The 17,807-nt window shown below is 39.3% G+C and carries 16 protein-coding genes and 1 other RNA gene; 15 read left to right on the top strand and 2 right to left on the bottom strand.

The annotated features are described in order from the left end of the window. Nucleotides 1–121: 121 nt before the first annotated feature. The 8 genes from rpoN to eno all read left to right on the top strand — a co-directional run bounded on the left by rpoN (nt 122) and on the right by eno (nt 8,843). Nucleotides 122–1,429 (top strand): RNA polymerase factor sigma-54, encoded by a 1,308-nt coding sequence (gene rpoN / locus ACHZK0_RS25005; protein WP_262740513.1) that lies wholly within the window; start codon nt 122–124, stop codon nt 1,427–1,429. 9 nt (nt 1,430–1,438) lie between these two features. Continuing rightward, a complete protein-coding gene (locus tag ACHZK0_RS25000; protein WP_063263114.1) occupies nt 1,439–1,684 on the top strand; it encodes a glutaredoxin family protein in 246 nt (81 codons plus the stop codon). A 135-nt stretch (nt 1,685–1,819) separates the two neighbouring features. Continuing rightward, nucleotides 1,820–2,848, top strand: a complete 1,029-nt coding sequence (cggR, locus tag ACHZK0_RS24995; RefSeq protein ID WP_001258183.1) for a gapA transcriptional regulator CggR — start codon at nt 1,820–1,822, stop codon at nt 2,846–2,848. A gap of 26 nt (nt 2,849–2,874) precedes the next feature. After that, the gene (gene gap / locus ACHZK0_RS24990) at nt 2,875–3,879 is read left to right on the top strand and encodes a type I glyceraldehyde-3-phosphate dehydrogenase (RefSeq protein ID WP_000161234.1); all 1,005 of its coding nucleotides are present in this window, start codon (nt 2,875–2,877) and stop codon (nt 3,877–3,879) included. A 139-nt stretch (nt 3,880–4,018) separates the two neighbouring features. After that, complete coding sequence (locus ACHZK0_RS24985; RefSeq protein WP_001036332.1) at nt 4,019–5,203, top strand: phosphoglycerate kinase; 1,185 nt, start codon at nt 4,019–4,021, stop codon at nt 5,201–5,203. 32 nt (nt 5,204–5,235) lie between these two features. Beyond that, the gene (tpiA, locus tag ACHZK0_RS24980; protein ID WP_061679291.1) at nt 5,236–5,991 is read left to right on the top strand and encodes a triose-phosphate isomerase; all 756 of its coding nucleotides are present in this window, start codon (nt 5,236–5,238) and stop codon (nt 5,989–5,991) included. Then, nucleotides 5,988–7,517, top strand: a complete 1,530-nt coding sequence (gpmI, locus tag ACHZK0_RS24975; RefSeq protein ID WP_061666152.1) for a 2,3-bisphosphoglycerate-independent phosphoglycerate mutase — start codon at nt 5,988–5,990, stop codon at nt 7,515–7,517. Before tpiA ends, gpmI begins: the two co-directional genes overlap by 4 nt. Nucleotides 7,518–7,547: 30 nt before the next feature. Then, the gene (gene eno, locus ACHZK0_RS24970; RefSeq protein WP_000103949.1) at nt 7,548–8,843 is read left to right on the top strand and encodes a phosphopyruvate hydratase; all 1,296 of its coding nucleotides are present in this window, start codon (nt 7,548–7,550) and stop codon (nt 8,841–8,843) included. A 51-nt stretch (nt 8,844–8,894) separates the two neighbouring features. Here eno and ACHZK0_RS24965 read toward each other — a convergent pair whose 3' ends face one another. After that, a complete protein-coding gene (locus ACHZK0_RS24965; RefSeq protein WP_262740514.1) occupies nt 8,895–9,845 on the bottom strand; it encodes a nucleoside hydrolase in 951 nt (316 codons plus the stop codon). A gap of 324 nt (nt 9,846–10,169) precedes the next feature. Here ACHZK0_RS24965 and ACHZK0_RS24960 point away from each other — a divergent pair, with 324 nt between their 5' ends. From ACHZK0_RS24960 to ssrA, 7 genes are all read left to right on the top strand, one after another. After that, nucleotides 10,170–10,538, top strand: coding sequence for a CidA/LrgA family holin-like protein (locus ACHZK0_RS24960; protein ID WP_000673220.1), 369 nt, complete (start codon nt 10,170–10,172; stop codon nt 10,536–10,538). Continuing rightward, complete coding sequence (locus tag ACHZK0_RS24955; protein ID WP_097817368.1) at nt 10,535–11,227, top strand: LrgB family protein; 693 nt, start codon at nt 10,535–10,537, stop codon at nt 11,225–11,227. Before ACHZK0_RS24960 ends, ACHZK0_RS24955 begins: the two co-directional genes overlap by 4 nt. Nucleotides 11,228–11,321: 94 nt before the next feature. Then, nucleotides 11,322–11,555, top strand: a complete 234-nt coding sequence (gene secG / locus ACHZK0_RS24950) for a preprotein translocase subunit SecG (protein ID WP_000557263.1) — start codon at nt 11,322–11,324, stop codon at nt 11,553–11,555. 162 nt (nt 11,556–11,717) lie between these two features. Then, nucleotides 11,718–12,458 carry a carboxylesterase gene (estA, locus tag ACHZK0_RS24945; protein WP_395761744.1) on the top strand — a complete coding sequence of 247 codons (741 nt, stop codon included), beginning with the start codon at nt 11,718–11,720 and terminating at the stop codon, nt 12,456–12,458. 145 nt (nt 12,459–12,603) lie between these two features. After that, complete coding sequence (gene rnr, locus ACHZK0_RS24940; RefSeq protein ID WP_270341017.1) at nt 12,604–15,048, top strand: ribonuclease R; 2,445 nt, start codon at nt 12,604–12,606, stop codon at nt 15,046–15,048. A gap of 248 nt (nt 15,049–15,296) precedes the next feature. Next, entirely contained in the window at nt 15,297–15,764 is a 468-nt protein-coding gene (gene smpB / locus ACHZK0_RS24935; protein WP_001123922.1) for an SsrA-binding protein, read from the top strand. A 125-nt stretch (nt 15,765–15,889) separates the two neighbouring features. Next, nucleotides 15,890–16,244, top strand: a transfer-messenger RNA (tmRNA) gene (gene ssrA / locus ACHZK0_RS24930). 351 nt (nt 16,245–16,595) lie between these two features. Here ssrA and ACHZK0_RS24925 read toward each other — a convergent pair. Continuing rightward, nucleotides 16,596–17,546 carry a nucleoside hydrolase gene (locus tag ACHZK0_RS24925; RefSeq protein WP_395760985.1) on the bottom strand — a complete coding sequence of 317 codons (951 nt, stop codon included), beginning with the start codon at nt 17,544–17,546 and terminating at the stop codon, nt 16,596–16,598. Nucleotides 17,547–17,807 lie beyond the last annotated feature (261 nt).

Below are 17,807 nucleotides of genomic sequence, written 5' to 3'. Positions count from 1 at the left end.
CGGTTGTAAGTTGTAAATCTCATTAATACATATAAATTAATAATATTTTGGAATGGGTGTCTGTGATAGGATTCTCCTTTTACCAAACTTATTGTACAATAGAAACAAGGGGGAGATTAGTTTGAAGGCAAGTCTTTTACAAGAACAAAGCTTACGTTTGGCAATGACACAAGAGTTAAGGCAAGCGATTACAATGCTCCAGTATAATGTACAAGAATTATCGGAGTTTTTGTATGAGCAATCGTTAGAGAATCCCCTTATTGAGTTAGGTGGTTTTGAGAGGGAGAAGAAAAAGAGCTCTAACAACAGTAAAAGTACCAGCAAACAAGTCGAGAATCAGATGGAAATCTACAGTGTGGATTCTACAACGATTCAGCAACATTTATTAAATCAAATACAGTATTATAAAATAGATGAAGAAGAGCGAAAAGTAGCTTCTTTCATTATTATGAACATGGATGGAAATGGGTATTTACAAGAAACGAACGAAGAGTTAGCGGATCTCCTTTCCGCGCCGATTCATGTAGTCGACCGCTCTGTAGAGCTTGTCCAATCGCTCGAGCCAGCAGGGGTAGGAGCGCGTAATATTCAGGAATGTCTAACTTTACAATTGAAGCGCTTACAAAGACGGAATGGATTAGCGGAAGAGGTTATAGAGGATCACTTCGCTTATTTCGTGAAGAAGGATTGGCGAAAGCTCGTTCAAGTGTTGAAGTGTAGTAATGAAGAATTGCAATCGGCGGTGAACTGTATTACGTCCCTGCAGCCGAAACCAGGTCTTGCGTTTTCTTCTGATAAACCACTTTACATTGTGCCTGATATGGCGGTGAAAAAAGATGGTGATCGTCTCGTTTTACAAATGAATGAGAGAAATATGCCGAGAATTGAAATTCATTCTGAGTATAGTGCGCTTCTGAATGATAGTGAAAGTGAAGTAGCATCTTACGTATCAGAAAAGTATCAGCATGTGCAGTGGATTATGCGCAGTTTAAAACAGAGAAAACAAACGCTTCTGCAAGTGATGACCATTATTATGGAGAAACAACATGATTTCTTCTGGGAAGGTCCAGAACATTTAAAGCCACTTGCTTTAAAAGAGGTAGCGGAAGAGTTAAGTGTGCATGAGTCTACAATTAGTCGTGCAACGCGAAATAAATATGTGCAAACACCACACGGTTTATTTGAGATGAAATCGTTCTTTAGTAATGCTGTTTCTACTACTGAAGATGAAGCAGTTTCTACAAAGCGTGTGAAACGGTTTATTCAAACGCTTGTTGAAGCGGAAAATAAGAAAAAGCCACTTTCAGATCAAAAGATTTCAAAATTATTAGAAGAAGAGCATGAAATCGTTATTTCTCGAAGAACAGTGGCAAAGTATAGAGAACAAATGCACATTCCAGCGTCGTCATTACGAAAAACGATTGGATAGGTGAAGAAGATGGAAGTTGTACTGTATACAAAAAAAGATTGTGGCCTGTGCGTGCAGGCGAAACAAGTTTTACAGGAAGTACAATGTGAATATTCTTTTCAAATTGAGGAAATAGATATATATGAAGATAATGACCTTTTAGAAAAATATCACCTAATGATTCCGGTTGTAGAAATAGGCGGGAAACAGGTGGAATATGGTAACATTCACAAAGGTGTCATAATAAACTATATAAAGAATGCAGTTAAGAGTTGAATAAGTTTCTATCTCCTGTTACAATAATACACGTAGCAGGGATTATTTTTTTAACCTATGTGGGACACAAAATGTCACTACGGGACGTAAAGTGACCACGAGGGAAAATGAACCAATGTAGTGAGGAGAAAAGATATGCGCTCATGGATTCAGAACACAAAAAAATTATTACCTGATCTGCTACCTGTTATGCAAACGAGAATGCAAATTCTTCAATACATTAGGCTCATGCAGCCGATTGGAAGAAGAAATTTGTCAGCAAGTCTCGGTATGACAGAACGAGTATTGCGAAGTGAAGTTCAAGTTTTGAAAGAACAAAACTTAGTTCACGTCGCTTCTTCTGGAATGACTTTGACAGAAGAAGGAACAGCTTTAGTTCTTGCTTTGGAAGACTTTATGAAAGAAATTTCCGGGTTAAAGGTTTTAGAAAAGCAACTTAAGGAAACATTAGACTTGGATGAAGTTTTCGTTGTCCCTGGTGATAGTGATGAATCGCCTTGGGTCAAACTGGAGATGGGCCGTGCTTGTGTGACTTGTATAAAAGACCGTCTGACAGCGAATAATATCGTTGCTGTGGCTGGAGGAACTACGCTAGCTGCTGCTGCGGACATGATGCAGCTTGATTGCAAAGATTTACATATGCTATTTGTCCCAGCACGTGGTGGAATTGGAGAAGGTGTCGAATTAGAAGCCAACACCATTTGTGCCAAAATGGCGCAAAATACGATGAGTAATTATCGCTTATTGTATGTTCCAGACCATGTTAGTAGCGAAGCATATGCGTCTATTGTGACAGAGCCTTCCGTGAAAGAAGTTCTTGAGTTGATTCGATCTTCCAATATCGTCATTCATGGAATAGGTGATGCGTTAACAATGGCACGTCGCAGAAATACTTCAGAAGCAGATTGGTTAAAGATTCAAGCAAGCGAAGCAGTTGGCGAAGCTTTCGGTTACTACTTTAATGAACAAGGAAATGTTGTTCATAAAGTAAGAACAGTTGGTATGCAACTTGAGGATTTACAACATGTATCTCACGTTGTTGCAGTCGCTGGAGGTTCTTCAAAGGCAAAGGCAATACAAGCTGTAATTAAACAAGGGCACACTTCAATTCTAATTACAGATGAAGGTGCAGCAAAACAGTTAACAAAGGGTATTACCCTTTAATATAATCCCCCAAGGAGGAAATTCAAATGACTAAAATTGGTATTAATGGATTTGGACGTATCGGACGTAACGTATTCCGCGCAGCTCTTAACAACTCTGAGGTAGAAGTAGTAGCAATCAACGACTTAACAGATGCTAAAACATTAGCTCACCTTTTAAAATATGACACAGTTCACGGAACTTTAAATGCAGAAGTATCTGCTAACGAAAACAGCATCGTTGTTAACGGTAAAGAAATTAAAGTTATCGCTGAGCGTGACCCAGCTCAATTACCATGGAGCGACTACGGAGTAGAAGTAGTAGTAGAATCTACTGGCCGTTTCACTAAAAAATCAGACGCTGAAAAACACTTAGGTGGATCAGTTAAGAAAGTTATCATCTCAGCTCCAGCTTCTGACGAAGATATCACTGTAGTTATGGGTGTTAACCACGAACAATACGATGCAGCTAACCACAACGTAGTATCTAACGCTTCTTGTACTACAAACTGTCTAGCTCCATTCGCTAAAGTATTAAACGAAAAATTCGGCGTAAAACGCGGAATGATGACAACAATTCACTCTTACACTAACGACCAACAAATCTTAGACTTACCACACAAAGATTTACGTCGTGCTCGTGCAGCAGCTGAAAACATGATCCCAACATCTACTGGTGCAGCTAAAGCTGTAGCATTAGTATTACCAGAACTTAAAGGTAAATTAAACGGTGGCGCTGTACGTGTTCCAACTGCTAACGTTTCTCTTGTTGACTTAGTTGTTGAACTTGACAAAGAAGTAACAGTTGAAGATGTAAACGCAGCATTCAAAGCAGCAGCTGAAGGCGAATTAAAAGGTATCCTTGGATACAGCGAAGAGCCATTAGTATCTATCGACTATAACGGATGTACTGCTTCTTCTACAATCGATGCATTATCTACAATGGTAATGGAAGGTAACATGGTTAAAGTACTTTCTTGGTACGATAACGAAACTGGTTACTCTAACCGTGTAGTAGACCTAGCAGCATACATGACTTCTAAAGGTCTTTAATTCTTAATTATATAAGTAATCAATGACAAAACGAGGGAGAGGGTTTGTTCCCTCTCTCTCTTCTTTCGTTTTAAAAGCAAATGTGTTAAGCTTTTGAGTGGGTTTTGTCAATCCTAACTAGTAGTCGGAGGGAAATCCAATGAACAAAAAATCAATTCGTGACGTAGATTTAAAAGGTAAGCGTGTATTTTGCCGCGTCGATTTCAACGTACCTATGAAAGAAGGCAAAATTACAGATGAAACTCGTATCCGTGCAGCTCTTCCTACAATTCAATATTTAGTAGAGCAAGGTGCGAAAGTTATTTTAGCAAGTCATTTAGGCCGTCCAAAAGGTCAAGCAGTAGAAGAATTACGTCTTACTCCAGTAGCAGCACGTTTAGGCGAGCTTCTTGGTAAAGATGTTAAAAAGGCAGACGAAGCATTCGGACCAGTTGCACAAGAAATGGTTGCAGCAATGAACGAAGGCGACGTATTAGTTCTTGAAAACGTACGTTTCTATGCGGGCGAAGAAAAGAACGATGCAGAACTTGCGAAAGAATTTGCAGCACTTGCTGACATCTTCGTAAACGATGCATTCGGTGCAGCTCACCGTGCTCACGCTTCTACAGCAGGTATCGCAGACTACCTACCAGCAGTATCTGGATTATTAATGGAAAAAGAGTTAGATGTATTAGGTAAAGCACTTTCTAACCCAGAACGTCCATTCACAGCTATCATCGGTGGTGCGAAAGTAAAAGATAAAATCGGTGTAATTCGTCATCTATTAGACAAAGTAGATAACTTAATCATCGGTGGCGGACTTGCTTACACATTCGTTAAAGCTTTAGGTCATGAAATTGGTCTATCTCTATGTGAAGACGACAAGATCGAACTAGCTAAAGAATTTATGCAACTTGCAAAAGAAAAAGGCGTAAACTTCTACATGCCAGTTGATGTTGTAATCACAGAGGAATTCTCTGAAACTGCAACAACTCAAATCGTTGGTATCGACTCTATCCCTTCTAACTGGGAAGGCGTGGACATCGGTCCTAAAACACGTGAAATTTATGCAGATGTAATTAAAAATTCTAAGCTTGTTGTATGGAATGGACCAATGGGTGTATTCGAAATGACTCCATTCGCAGAAGGTACAAAAGCAGTAGGACAAGCATTAGCAGATGCAGAAGATACATACTCTGTTATCGGCGGTGGTGACTCTGCAGCAGCTGTTGAAAAATTCGGTATGGCTGATAAAATGAGCCACATTTCTACTGGCGGCGGTGCGTCATTAGAATTCATGGAAGGTAAAGAGCTTCCAGGTGTAGTTTGTCTTAACGACAAATAAGTAGCAGCCAAAGAAAAAGGACGGTGCAAAGCATGCGTAAACCAATTATCGCAGGTAACTGGAAAATGAATAAAACTCTATCTGAAGCAGTTAGTTTCGTAGAGGAAGTTAAAGGTCAAATCCCAGCAGCTACAGCTGTTGATGCAGTAGTTTGCTCTCCAGCTCTATTCTTAGAGCGTCTTGTAGCAGCGACTGAAGGAACTGACTTACAAGTAGGTGCACAAAACATGCACTTCGAAAAAAATGGTGCATTCACTGGCGAAATTAGCCCAGTAGCACTTAGCGACTTAAAAGTAGGCTATGTAGTACTTGGCCACTCTGAGCGTCGTGAAATGTTTGCTGAAACAGACGAGTCAGTAAACAAAAAGACTCTTGCAGCATTTGAACATGGTTTAACACCAATCGTATGTTGTGGTGAGACTTTAGAAGAGCGCGAAAGCGGAAAAACATTTGATCTAGTAGCAGGTCAAGTGACAAAAGCACTTGCAGGTTTAACAGAAGAGCAAGTTAAAGCAACTGTTATCGCTTATGAGCCAATCTGGGCTATCGGTACAGGTAAATCTTCTTCTTCTGCAGATGCAAACGAAGTATGTGCGCACATCCGTAAAGTTGTTGCAGAAGCTGTTTCTACAGAAGCTGCAGAAGCTGTTCGTATTCAATACGGCGGTAGCGTAAAACCAGAAAACATTAAAGAGTATATGGCACAATCTGACATCGACGGCGCTTTAGTTGGCGGTGCTAGCTTAGAGCCTGCTTCGTTCTTAGGTCTTCTGGGGGCGGTAAAATGAGAAAGCCAACAGCTTTAATCATTCTTGATGGTTTCGGACTACGTGAAGAAACTCACGGGAATGCTGTAGCACAAGCTAAGAAACCTAATTTTGATGGTTACTGGAACAAATTCCCTCACACAACGCTTACAGCTTGTGGTGAGGAAGTGGGTCTTCCAGAAGGTCAAATGGGTAACTCTGAGGTTGGTCACTTAAATATCGGTGCTGGCCGCATTGTATATCAAAGCTTAACACGCGTAAACGTTGCAATTCGTGAAGGTGAGTTCGATCAGAACGAAACGTTCCAAAATGCAATTAAAAGCGTAAAAGAAAAAGGTACTGCTCTTCATTTATTCGGTTTACTTTCTGACGGTGGTGTGCACAGTCACATGAACCATATGTTTGCTCTTCTTCGCTTAGCAGCAAAAGAAGGCGTGGAGAAAGTTTATATCCATGCATTCTTAGATGGCCGCGATGTTGGACCACAAACAGCAAAAGGTTATATCGATGCAACAAATGAAGTGATTAAAGAAACAGGAGTAGGACAATTCGCGACTATCTCTGGTCGTTATTACTCTATGGACCGTGACAAGCGTTGGGATCGCGTAGAAAAATGTTACAGTGCTATGGTGAATGGTGAAGGCCCTACTTATAAATCAGCAGAAGAGTGTGTAGAAGACTCTTATGCAAATGGTATCTACGATGAATTCGTATTGCCGTCTGTAATTGTTAACGAAGATAACACGCCAGTTGCAACAATCAATGATGATGATGCAGTTATCTTCTATAACTTCCGTCCAGACCGTGCAATTCAAATTGCTCGTGTATTTACAAACGAAGACTTCCGTGAGTTCGATCGTGGTGAAAAAGTACCTCACATTCCTGAATTCGTTTGTATGACACATTTCAGTGAAACTGTAAATGGTTACGTGGCATTTAAGCCAATGAACCTTGATAACACATTAGGTGAAGTTGTTGCGCAAGCGGGATTAAAGCAACTTCGCATCGCGGAAACTGAAAAGTATCCGCACGTTACATTCTTCTTTAGCGGTGGTCGTGAGGCTGAATTCCCAGGAGAAGAGCGTATCTTAATTAACTCACCGAAGGTTGCAACGTATGACTTGAAACCTGAAATGAGCATTTACGAAGTAACGGACGCTTTAGTAAATGAAATCGAAAATGATAAACATGATGTTATCATTCTTAACTTTGCGAACTGTGATATGGTTGGCCATTCTGGGATGATGGAACCAACAATTAAAGCAGTAGAAGCAACTGACGAATGTTTAGGAAAAGTTGTAGAAGCGATTCTTGCAAAAGATGGTGTAGCACTTATTACTGCTGACCATGGTAATGCTGATCAGGAGTTAACTGCTGATGGCGAGCCAATGACAGCTCATACAACTAACCCGGTTCCTTTCATCGTTACAAAAAATGACGTAGAGCTTCGTGAAGGTGGTATTTTAGGAGATATTGCCCCAACAATGCTTACACTTTTAAATGTGGAACAACCGAAAGAAATGACAGGTAAAACAATTATTAAATAATTTGCTTATATAAAAAGGAGAGAATTTATTATGTCAACAATTATTGATGTTTATGCTCGCGAAGTCCTTGACTCTCGTGGTAACCCAACTGTAGAAGTAGAAGTTTACACAGAAAGCGGCGCTTTCGGACGCGCTATCGTACCAAGTGGTGCATCTACTGGTGAACACGAAGCAGTAGAATTACGTGACGGTGACAAATCTCGTTACCTTGGTAAAGGTGTTATGAACGCAGTAAACAACGTTAACGAAGCAATCGCTCCAGAAATCGTTGGTTTCGACGTAACTGACCAAGCTGGTATCGACCGTGCTATGATCGAATTAGATGGCACTCCAAACAAAGGTAAACTAGGCGCTAACGCTATCCTTGGTGTATCTATGGCAGTAGCTCACGCAGCGGCTGACTTCGTAGGTCTTCCATTATACCGTTACCTTGGTGGATTCAATGCAAAACAATTACCAACTCCAATGATGAACATCATCAACGGTGGTTCTCACGCTGATAACAACGTAGACTTCCAAGAGTTCATGATCTTACCAGTTGGTGCTCCAACATTCAAAGAATCAATCCGTATGGGTGCTGAAGTATTCCATGCACTTAAAGCTGTATTACATGACAAAGGTCTTAACACTGCAGTAGGTGACGAAGGTGGATTCGCTCCAAACCTTGGTTCTAACCGTGAAGCATTAGAAGTAATCATCGAAGCTATCGAAAAAGCTGGTTACAAAGCTGGCGAGAACGTATTCTTAGGAATGGACGTTGCTTCTTCTGAGTTCTACAACAAAGAAACTGGTAAATATGACCTTGCAGGCGAAGGCCGTACTGGCTTAACTTCTGCAGAAATGGTTGATTTCTACGAAGAGCTTTGCAAAGACTTCCCAATCATCTCTATCGAAGATGGTTTAGACGAAAACGACTGGGATGGTCACAAATTATTAACTGAGCGTATCGGTGATAAAGTACAATTAGTTGGTGACGACTTATTCGTAACTAACACTCAAAAACTTGCTGAAGGTATCGAAAAAGGTATCTCTAACTCAATCTTAATTAAAGTTAACCAAATCGGTACTTTAACTGAGACTTTCGAAGCTATCGAAATGGCTAAACGTGCTGGTTACACAGCAGTTGTATCTCACCGTTCTGGTGAAACTGAAGATGCTACAATCGCTGACATCGCAGTTGCAACTAACGCTGGCCAAATCAAAACTGGTTCTATGAGCCGTACTGACCGTATTGCTAAGTACAACCAATTATTACGCATCGAAGACGAACTAGGCGAAATCGCTGTTTACGATGGTATCAAATCTTTCTACAACATCAAACGATAATTGTAGAAAATAACGACAGACCGTGAGAAATCACGGTCTGTTTTTTTATGCTTAAAATTGCTCACCCGTCATAAGTGACATGAAATGTTTAAAGAAACGGCTATAATCAAAATCAATTGCGATTTGATGAATCGGCCAATCAGTAAATGGTTTAGATTCTTCTAAAGAGCGAAATTCTCCAATACTTGCTCCTTGTGCATAGGATTCTGTCATGACAACGATAGGTGATTTATGATACGTAAACATAGAGTTATCAAGTAAAGCGAGTATTGGCATTGTGTCATGAAAGGGGCTTCCTTTTAAATTTGGTAGGGCATTTTTATAATATCCGTAGTAATAATGATCGAATAACGGTTTGACAAGTGGGGCTTTTCCTTTTGCCTCAATGTATTCAGCCATTTCTGGTGTAATGACAGAATATTGAGTGACGTTTAACGGGTATATATACATGTTAGCTGTGGATTGAAGGACTATATTAGCGGCAGTAGGATCGCCATAAAAGTTTGCTTCGGAAATAGGTGTAACATTACCAGGGTGTAAAAAGGCACCGCCCATTACGTAGTAAGATTTAATTTGCTTCATTAGCTGTTTACATAGGATGAATAAAATTGCGAGGGAGGTAAGTCTTCCTAAACTTACAATGATTAATTCATCTTTATATTGCTCAATAAGAGGGATAACTTCAAAAAAATTCTCCATTTCTCCGTTAGTCACATTCTCCTTTGGAATAATTGGCCCGAGCCCTTGTTTCCCGTGTACATTCGTAAAGAAAGAAGGAGGGGCACCAGTAAGCGGTTGTTCTGAACCACCAAATACTTTAATATTTCTATTTTTTGTTTCGTGCTTAAGAAAATGAGCATTTTGTACGGCCATTTCTTTTGGAACATTGCCGTAATCAGCAACAATGCCGATGATTTCTATTTCATCGATAAAGAAAGCTAAGAGGAGGGCCATCGCATCATCAATCCCAGGATCACAAAAAATGAGAACTTTTTTTGGCATATGTTCACCACCTATCTTATTTATCCCACTTTAATGGGCAGTAAGACCCCTACTGATTAAAGTTTCACTTTATATATATGTAAGCTTAAGGATAAAAAGATTATTTTATTGAAATAACAACCTTGTAAATTCAGAAAATAAAAACTTTTTATATTAGGTCAAGGTTTTTGACTTAATTTTCACATAGAAATTCAGTCATATCAAGGTTGTAAGCGTCTAACATAGGCTGTTTTTGCTGCCAAATTGATAAATTGCAGCTTTTTACAATTTATACTATGATAAAGATATTAAGAGAAGATCGTATAAACATGAGGGATGATGAACATGAAATTTACAAAGATTCTTGTCCAAATTGCTGCTCTTTACGTTTTTTATATGGTTGGAACTTGGGTACAAGAAATGTTAAATATTCCAATTCCAGGAAGTTTGATTGGAATGTTCCTCTTACTTGTTTTACTTAGCCTAAAAGTTCTTCCAGTGAAATGGTTCGATTTAGGAGCAGAAACACTCGTTGCTATTATGCCGTTTTTATTAATTCCGCCAACGCTTGGCCTAATGAATTACGGTGCTTTTTTTATGAGTAAAGGAATTTCTCTTTTCATTACAATTGTAGCGAGTACATTTTTAATTATTATTGTCGCAGGACATACAGGACAATATCTTGCGAATAGAAAGGAAAGAGAGTCGCGATGAGCCAAATATTAATCGGAATTGGTTGGGTTCTTTTTACGGTGCTATTATACCAATTATCTAAAAAAATCTATAAATTATTTCCAACACCATTCACCATTCCAATGCTTGTAGCAACAGGATTAATGGCTTTCTTATTTATTATGCTTGATATACCATATCAACATTATATGGAAAGTGGTGGCGGCTGGATTGCAAAACTGCTCGGACCCGGTGTTGTAGCATTTGCAATTCCTCTTTATAAACAACGTCACGTTCTTCAAAAGTATGTTGTACCGATTGCTGGTGGCGTATTAGTAGGTACAACAGTTGCCATTGCGAGTGATTTTGCCATTGCAACACTTATGGGAACGGATAAAAGCTTAATTTTATCTTCTTTACCAAAATCGGTGACAATGCCAGTTGCAATGAGTGTTTCAGAGCAAGTTGGTGGTGTACCGTCATTAACAGCAGCTTTCGTTGTTATCGCAGGTATTACTGGAACGATTACCGGCCCGCTTTTATTAAAATGGAGCCGCGTTACAAACTCAGTTGGTAAAGGTATCGGATTTGGATGTGCTTCTCATATTATGGGTGTCATGAGAGCGATGAAAAATAATGAACATGAAGGTGTTATTGGATCGGTAACAATGACATTAACAGCAATTTTGACATGTTTGCTCGGGCCATTATTTGCAATGATGTTTATGTAATAGAAGAAAAGCGAGAGCGACTCTATAGCTCTCGCTTTTCTATAGAATTTATGCTACAGTTAAAATAACTGAATCTTTGTAGGAGGTACGCCAAGTGCATACGTTATTATCCGTTTTACTTATTATTGTATCGATTTTAATGATTGTTATGGTACTTATGCAGTCTAGTAATAGCTCAGGCCTTTCAGGTGCAATTTCAGGCGGTGCAGAGCAATTATTTGGTAAGCAAAAAGCACGTGGAATTGAAGCAGTATTAAACCGTATTACAATTGTTTTAGCTGTTCTATTCTTCGTATTAACAATTGCTGTTACGTACTTAAATTTATAGAATTGAAAGAAGAAGCGTTAGTAAGTTGTACTAATGGTTCTTCTTTTTTTGTTTTGCCATTTGAAAGATGTTTCTAATTAGATTATAGAAATATAAATATGGTACACTAAGATATAGAAAGAATACGACTAGATTACAGAAGAGAAAGAGGAGAAGTACATGATGAAATTAGCATCTCCGAAACCATTTACATTTGAGGGTGGAGACCGCGCTGTTTTATTACTACATGGTTTCACAGGCAACTCAGCTGATGTACGTATGTTAGGGCGTTTCTTAGAAAAGAAAGGCTACACTTGTCATGCGCCAATTTTTAAAGGGCACGGTGTACCACCAGAAGAGCTTGTTCATACAGGTCCTGAAGATTGGTGGCAAGACGTAATGGAGGCATATCAGCTTCTAAAAGATAAAGGCTTTGAGAAAATTGCTGTTGCTGGACTATCACTTGGCGGCGTATTTTCTTTAAAATTAGGTTATACAGTACCGGTTTTAGGTGTAGTACCAATGTGTGCACCAATGTATATTAAGAGTGAAGAAACGATGTACCAAGGTATATTGGCATACGCCCGCGAATATAAAAAGCGTGAGCAAAAATCACCAGAGCAAATCGAACAAGAAATGTTGGAATTCCGACAGACGCCGATGAATACATTAAAAGCATTACAACAATTAATTGCTGACGTACGTAACAATGTGGATATGATTTATGCACCGACATTTGTTGTACAAGCACGTCATGATGAAATGATTAATACAGATAGTGCTAATATTATTTATAACGGTGTAGAATCTACGTTAAAAGACATTAAATGGTATGAAGACTCTACGCATGTCATTACACTTGATAAGCAACGTGACGAGCTACATGAGGATGTATATAACTTCTTGGAGCAACTAGATTGGTAAGATCTAGTTGCCTCTTTTTTTCATAAGGGAATTTTTTATGGAAGCTGTAAAAAAATCATTGGGAGATGATTGAAGTTTCGCTTTATACATCCCCCATCTTTCGGATACACTAAATAATATAAGGGTTTAAAGGAGGTATTTCTGCTTGGAAGAAATCATACAAGAACATATTGATAAGTTGTTATTATTTATGAGAGAAGAAGCGTATAAACCGCTAACGATACAAGAGTTAGAAGAGGCATTTGGAATTGAAGGCTCTGAGGGCTTTAAAGATTTTGTAAAGGCACTTGTAACGATGGAAGAGAAGGGACTTGTTATTCGCACTCGTAGTAACCGTTACGGTCTTCCTGAAAAGATGAATTTAGTACGCGGTAAATTAATTGGACATGCACGTGGATTTGCATTCGTTGTACCAGACGAAAAGAAAACGGGAGATGATGATCTTTTCATCCCGCCTACAGAGTTAAACGGTGCACTTCATGGCGATACAGTATTAGCACGTGTTAGCGCACAATCAAGTGGATCACGCCAAGAAGGTTCAATTGTACGTATTTTAGAGCGCGGCACGAAAGAACTAGTTGGTACATATACAGAATCGAAAAACTTTGGATTTGTTATACCTGACAATAAGCGCTGGACGAGTGATATCTTTATCTTGAAAAGTGCATCAATGGGTGCTGTAGAAGGCCATAAAGTAGTTGTGAAAATTACGAGCTATCCAGAGAATCGTTTAAGTGCAGAAGGTGAAGTTATTCAAATTCTAGGTCATAAAAATGATCCAGGAGTAGATATTTTATCTGTCATTCATAAACATCATTTACCTTTAGCATTCCCTGAAGAAGTGATGGAGCATGCAAACAGTGTACCAGAAACGATTTCAGAAGAAGATTTAAAAGATCGTCGTGATCTGCGTGACCAAATGATCGTAACGATTGACGGTGCGGACGCGAAAGATTTAGATGACGCTGTTACAGTAACGAAGCTTGAGAACGGTAACTACAAGCTTGGTGTTCATATTGCGGATGTAAGTCATTACGTTCAAGAAGGTTCGCCAATTGATGTAGAAGCAGCGGAAAGAGCGACGAGTGTATATCTTGTTGACCGTGTAATTCCGATGATTCCGCATCGTCTATCTAACGGTATTTGTTCGTTAAACCCGAAAGTAGACCGTCTGACGTTATCTTGTGAAATGGAAATCAACAACTTAGGTGACGTTGTAAAGCACGAGATTTTCCAAAGTGTGATTAAAACGACAGAGCGTATGACGTATGCTGACGTAAGAAGCATTTTAGAAGATGAGGACGAGGAGTTAATCAAACGCTATGAGCCGCTCGTACCAATGTTTAAAGAGATGGGTCAATTAGCGCAAATCCTACGTGAAAAACGTATGCGCCGCGGTGCAATCGACTTTGACTTTAAAGAAGCGAAAGTATTAGTAGATGAAGAAGGAAAACCGACAGATGTTGTCATGCGTGATCGTTCTGTATCAGAGAAGTTAATTGAAGAATTTATGCTTGTTGCGAACGAAACAGTAGCAGAGCACTTCCACTGGATGAACGTACCATTCATGTACCGTGTCCATGAAGATCCGAAAGAAGATAAGCTTGAGCGTTTCTTCGAGTTTGTAACGAACTTCGGATATGCGGTAAAAGGACGTGCGAATGAAATACATCCTCGTGCGCTGCAACAAATTCTTGAAATGGTTCAAGGACAGCCGGAAGAAGTAGTTATTTCAACAGTAATGCTTCGTTCAATGAAGCAAGCGCGTTACGATGCGGATAGTTTAGGACATTTCGGTTTATCAACTGAGTTCTACACGCATTTCACATCACCAATTCGTCGTTACCCAGATACGATTGTTCATAGATTAATTCGTGAATACATCATTAACGGTAAAGTCGATCATGAAACACAAGCAAAATGGCGTGAAAACTTACCTGAGATAGCAGAGCATTCTTCTAATATGGAACGCCGTGCTGTTGAAGCGGAACGTGAAACAGACGAAATGAAAAAAGCAGAGTATATGGTTGATAAGATCGGCGAAGAGTATGACGGTATGATTAGCTCTGTAACAAACTTCGGTTTATTCGTAGAGCTTCCAAATACAATTGAAGGTCTTGTACATGTTAGCTACTTAACGGATGATTACTACCGTTATGACGAGAAACATTTCGCAATGATCGGAGAACGTACAGGTAACGTATTCCGCATCGGAGACGAAATTACAATTCGCGTTATTAACGTAAACAAAGACGAGCGTGCAATCGACTTTGAAATCGTTGGCATGAAAGGTACACCTCGTCGTAAGTTCAAAGATCGTCCAGTCGTTATCGAACAACCAAGAACAGGCAGAAAGAAACGCGGTGGACGTAGCGAGCGCAGTAATGAGCGCGGCGGCGAACGTGGTACAGGTAGAAAATTTGACCGTGGTGGCAAAGGAAAAGGTACAGGCACAGGAAAAGGAAGAGGATCCGCTTCCGCGTCAGCATCCGCTAGCCAGCCAGGGAAAAAAGATGGTAACGGCAAGAAGAAAAAAGCATTCTTCGAAAACGTACCAGGATTCAAGAAGAAAAAGAAAAAGCGTAAGTAAGAAAAAGAGGGCTTCGCTTTTATGAAAAGCGAGGCTTTTTCTTTTTTCTTGGTGGCTTGAGAGCGAGCCACTTTCGCTTTTTAATGTAATCCAGCTACAGTGGCTAGAATGTTCGGCGGCTTCGCTTCTTCCCAAGAGGCAAAGAGCGCCTCAAGGTCAGAAGCTCCATCCACCACACATTCTGAGAGAGCCACTTTCGCTTTTTATTAACATTTGTTACAATAGTAAAAATAGAGGAGGGACGTTATATGCCAAAGGGTACAGGTAAGGTTATTGCACAAAATAAAAAAGCATTTCATGATTATTTCATCGAAGAAACATACGAGGCAGGGCTTGTCCTTCAAGGAACGGAAATTAAGTCGATTCGCGCTGGACGCGTGAACTTGAAAGATGCATTTGCACGTGTACATAATGGTGAAGTATGGGTTCATAATATGCATATTAGTACATACGAGCAAGGCAATCGTTTCAACCATGATCCGCTTCGCACGAGAAAGTTACTTCTTCATAAAAAAGAAATTGAGAAGTTAACGGGTGCTTCAAAAGAAACAGGCTATGCATTAGTTCCAGTTAGAATTTATTTGAAAAATGGATTCGCGAAAATGGCACTTGGTTTAGCAAAAGGTAAAAAGCAATATGATAAGCGTAACGATTTAAAAGAGAAAGAAGCAAAACGTGAAATTGCACGCGCGTTCCGTGATCGTCAAAAGATGTAATACAGATATTTACATTTGTAAAACGACGCGCGTATGTTATAATAACTTATGTAAGATTGTTGCACATTGAAAAACAGCTCTTAGTAGCTATCACGATATTTCTTCGTATGCTCCATTTTTATCATGGGGACGTTACGGATTCGACAGGGATAGTTCGAGCTTAGGTTGCGAGTCGAGGGGATCGGCCTCGTTAAAACGTCAAAGCCTATAATTGGCAAACAAAACAATCTTTCTTTAGCTGCTTAATTGCACTAAAGGTTCCTCCCTCCATCGTCCATGTGGTAGGGTAAGGGACTCAAACTAAGTGGACTACGCCGGAGTTCGCCGTCTGAGGGCGAAGGAAGAGAACAATCAGACTAGCAACTTGGAAGCCTGTCGATAGGCCGAAGAGTTCGCGAAATGCTAATATATCGACTACACTCGTAGAAGCTTAAGTGCCGATATTTTTGGACGTGGGTTCGACTCCCACCGTCTCCACCAATACATAACTGTTTGGTGGTTTTTTATTTTGTATGATATGAACCATAACTTTGCCAGATTGGCGAGGTTATGGTTCTTTTTGTTTGTGGCAAACTTATGGTTCCGAAAATAAAATGTAACAAGAAGCGTAGAATAGCCATTTTACGCTTCTTGTTACATTTTAAGGACCACATTACAATCAAGATAGGAAAAGCAAATACCCCAAAACTAATAAATAATCTCTTTGGTTCGATGGGCATGTGGGGGATCCCTACTAGGCGAATTTTAACCTAAAAAATTCGAATTTCTGTACATTAAGTAAAGTGAATTTTTATTCGCGTGATTCTTATTATCTGAAATTAATAAAGCATGTTATACTCTCTTCTTTAAGAACGTCTCCATAATATCCTTTTTGAATCTTTCATAATCAAACTGAAAAGCTACATTATGCATTTTATAGCCTGGATTAGCAACAAAGCGAAAATCTGCAATGCTTTGACCAAATCCTTCTCCTTGATCAGGAATTATTTTAATGGGTACTCTTGAAAGGCTAACAGCCTCTTGATTTAGCAAATACCACACTGTTACAAAATCATGCATAGGACTTCCACTTATACCAGGATTAGACTTGGAGTAGAAATTATAATAATAGTCTAGCATGGGCTTGATGATGAGTCCTGCAAGATCTTGTGTATTCCGATGAAATGTATCAATTTGCTGGACCATTTCAGGTGTAACAATCGCATGTTGAGTCACATTTAAAGGAATAATTGTCAAGTTCTTCGCATGCTGCAGAATTAAATTTGCTGCATAAGGGTCTGCGTAAAAGTTAGCTTCAGCCACAGCAGTTACGTTACCTGGATAGAAAAAAGCTCCCCCCATGCAAATGCATTCTCTTACGTTTCGCATTGTTTCTAAATTCAATACAAAAGTCGTGGCTAGCGAAGAAAGTCTTCCTAAATTGATAATTGTAAGATCTTCTAAATTTGATTCTATAATTTGATAAATATCATTTAAGGGGTAAATTGGATATGGAATTTCAGGGGGAATAATAGGACCTAATCCGACTTTTCCGTGTACCTCAGGGAAATACTGAATCAATATACCTGTCAACGGCACAGAAGCACCAAGGAATACAGGTATCTCTTCTCTTCCCGCAATGTACTTCAAATAGTTAATATTTCTTATTACATTTTCTCTTGATACATTTCCATAATCGGCTACAATTCCTACAAGTTGAACGTCTTTACGAAAAAAGGTGTACAGTATAGCAAACGCATCATCAATTCCCAAATCTGTAAACAGGAGAACCTTTTTTGGCATATCTCTCCCTCCAAAATTTATAGAATCCTATGTTCACTAATGAGTAGGCTAAACTTGTGTGTATATATTTTATGTATTCTTAAAGAGTGAATTCTATTCACTTGACGTGGCTTCGCTCATCTAATTTTAATATTATGTTTAAGCGTAAAATACATAAGGTGCATTAGAAATATGAAAAGATCCATTGTTATTGAGGAGTTTACACCGGATTGGGCAATATCATTAGGGCTCATCATATCAAAAAAAGAAAATGGTACGTTT

The sequence above is a fragment of the Bacillus sp. 3G2 genome (assembly GCF_044324725.1).
Taxonomy (GTDB): Bacteria; Bacillota; Bacilli; order Bacillales; family Bacillaceae_G; genus Bacillus_A; species Bacillus_A mobilis.
Note: the sequence above shows the minus strand (reverse complement) of the source record. Positions and strands in the feature narration are given on the sequence as shown.

Bases quoted from the DNA above. Each gene is read 5' to 3' on its own strand.
- ACHZK0_RS24955 (WP_097817368.1), top strand. From the start codon at position 10,535: ATGAGCCAAATATTAATCGGAATTGGTTGGGTTCTTTTTACGGTGCTA.
- ACHZK0_RS24960 (WP_000673220.1), top strand. From the start codon at position 10,170: ATGAAATTTACAAAGATTCTTGTCCAAATTGCTGCTCTTTACGTTTTT.
- gap (WP_000161234.1), top strand. From the start codon at position 2,875: ATGACTAAAATTGGTATTAATGGATTTGGACGTATCGGACGTAACGTA.
- ACHZK0_RS25000 (WP_063263114.1), top strand. From the start codon at position 1,439: ATGGAAGTTGTACTGTATACAAAAAAAGATTGTGGCCTGTGCGTGCAG.
- tpiA (WP_061679291.1), top strand. From the start codon at position 5,236: ATGCGTAAACCAATTATCGCAGGTAACTGGAAAATGAATAAAACTCTA.
- eno (WP_000103949.1), top strand. From the start codon at position 7,548: ATGTCAACAATTATTGATGTTTATGCTCGCGAAGTCCTTGACTCTCGT.
- ACHZK0_RS24965 (WP_262740514.1), bottom strand. From the start codon at position 9,845: ATGCCAAAAAAAGTTCTCATTTTTTGTGATCCTGGGATTGATGATGCG.
- gpmI (WP_061666152.1), top strand. From the start codon at position 5,988: ATGAGAAAGCCAACAGCTTTAATCATTCTTGATGGTTTCGGACTACGT.
- ACHZK0_RS24985 (WP_001036332.1), top strand. From the start codon at position 4,019: ATGAACAAAAAATCAATTCGTGACGTAGATTTAAAAGGTAAGCGTGTA.
- cggR (WP_001258183.1), top strand. From the start codon at position 1,820: ATGCGCTCATGGATTCAGAACACAAAAAAATTATTACCTGATCTGCTA.
- ACHZK0_RS24925 (WP_395760985.1), bottom strand. From the start codon at position 17,546: ATGCCAAAAAAGGTTCTCCTGTTTACAGATTTGGGAATTGATGATGCG.
- estA (WP_395761744.1), top strand. From the start codon at position 11,718: ATGAAATTAGCATCTCCGAAACCATTTACATTTGAGGGTGGAGACCGC.
- smpB (WP_001123922.1), top strand. From the start codon at position 15,297: ATGCCAAAGGGTACAGGTAAGGTTATTGCACAAAATAAAAAAGCATTT.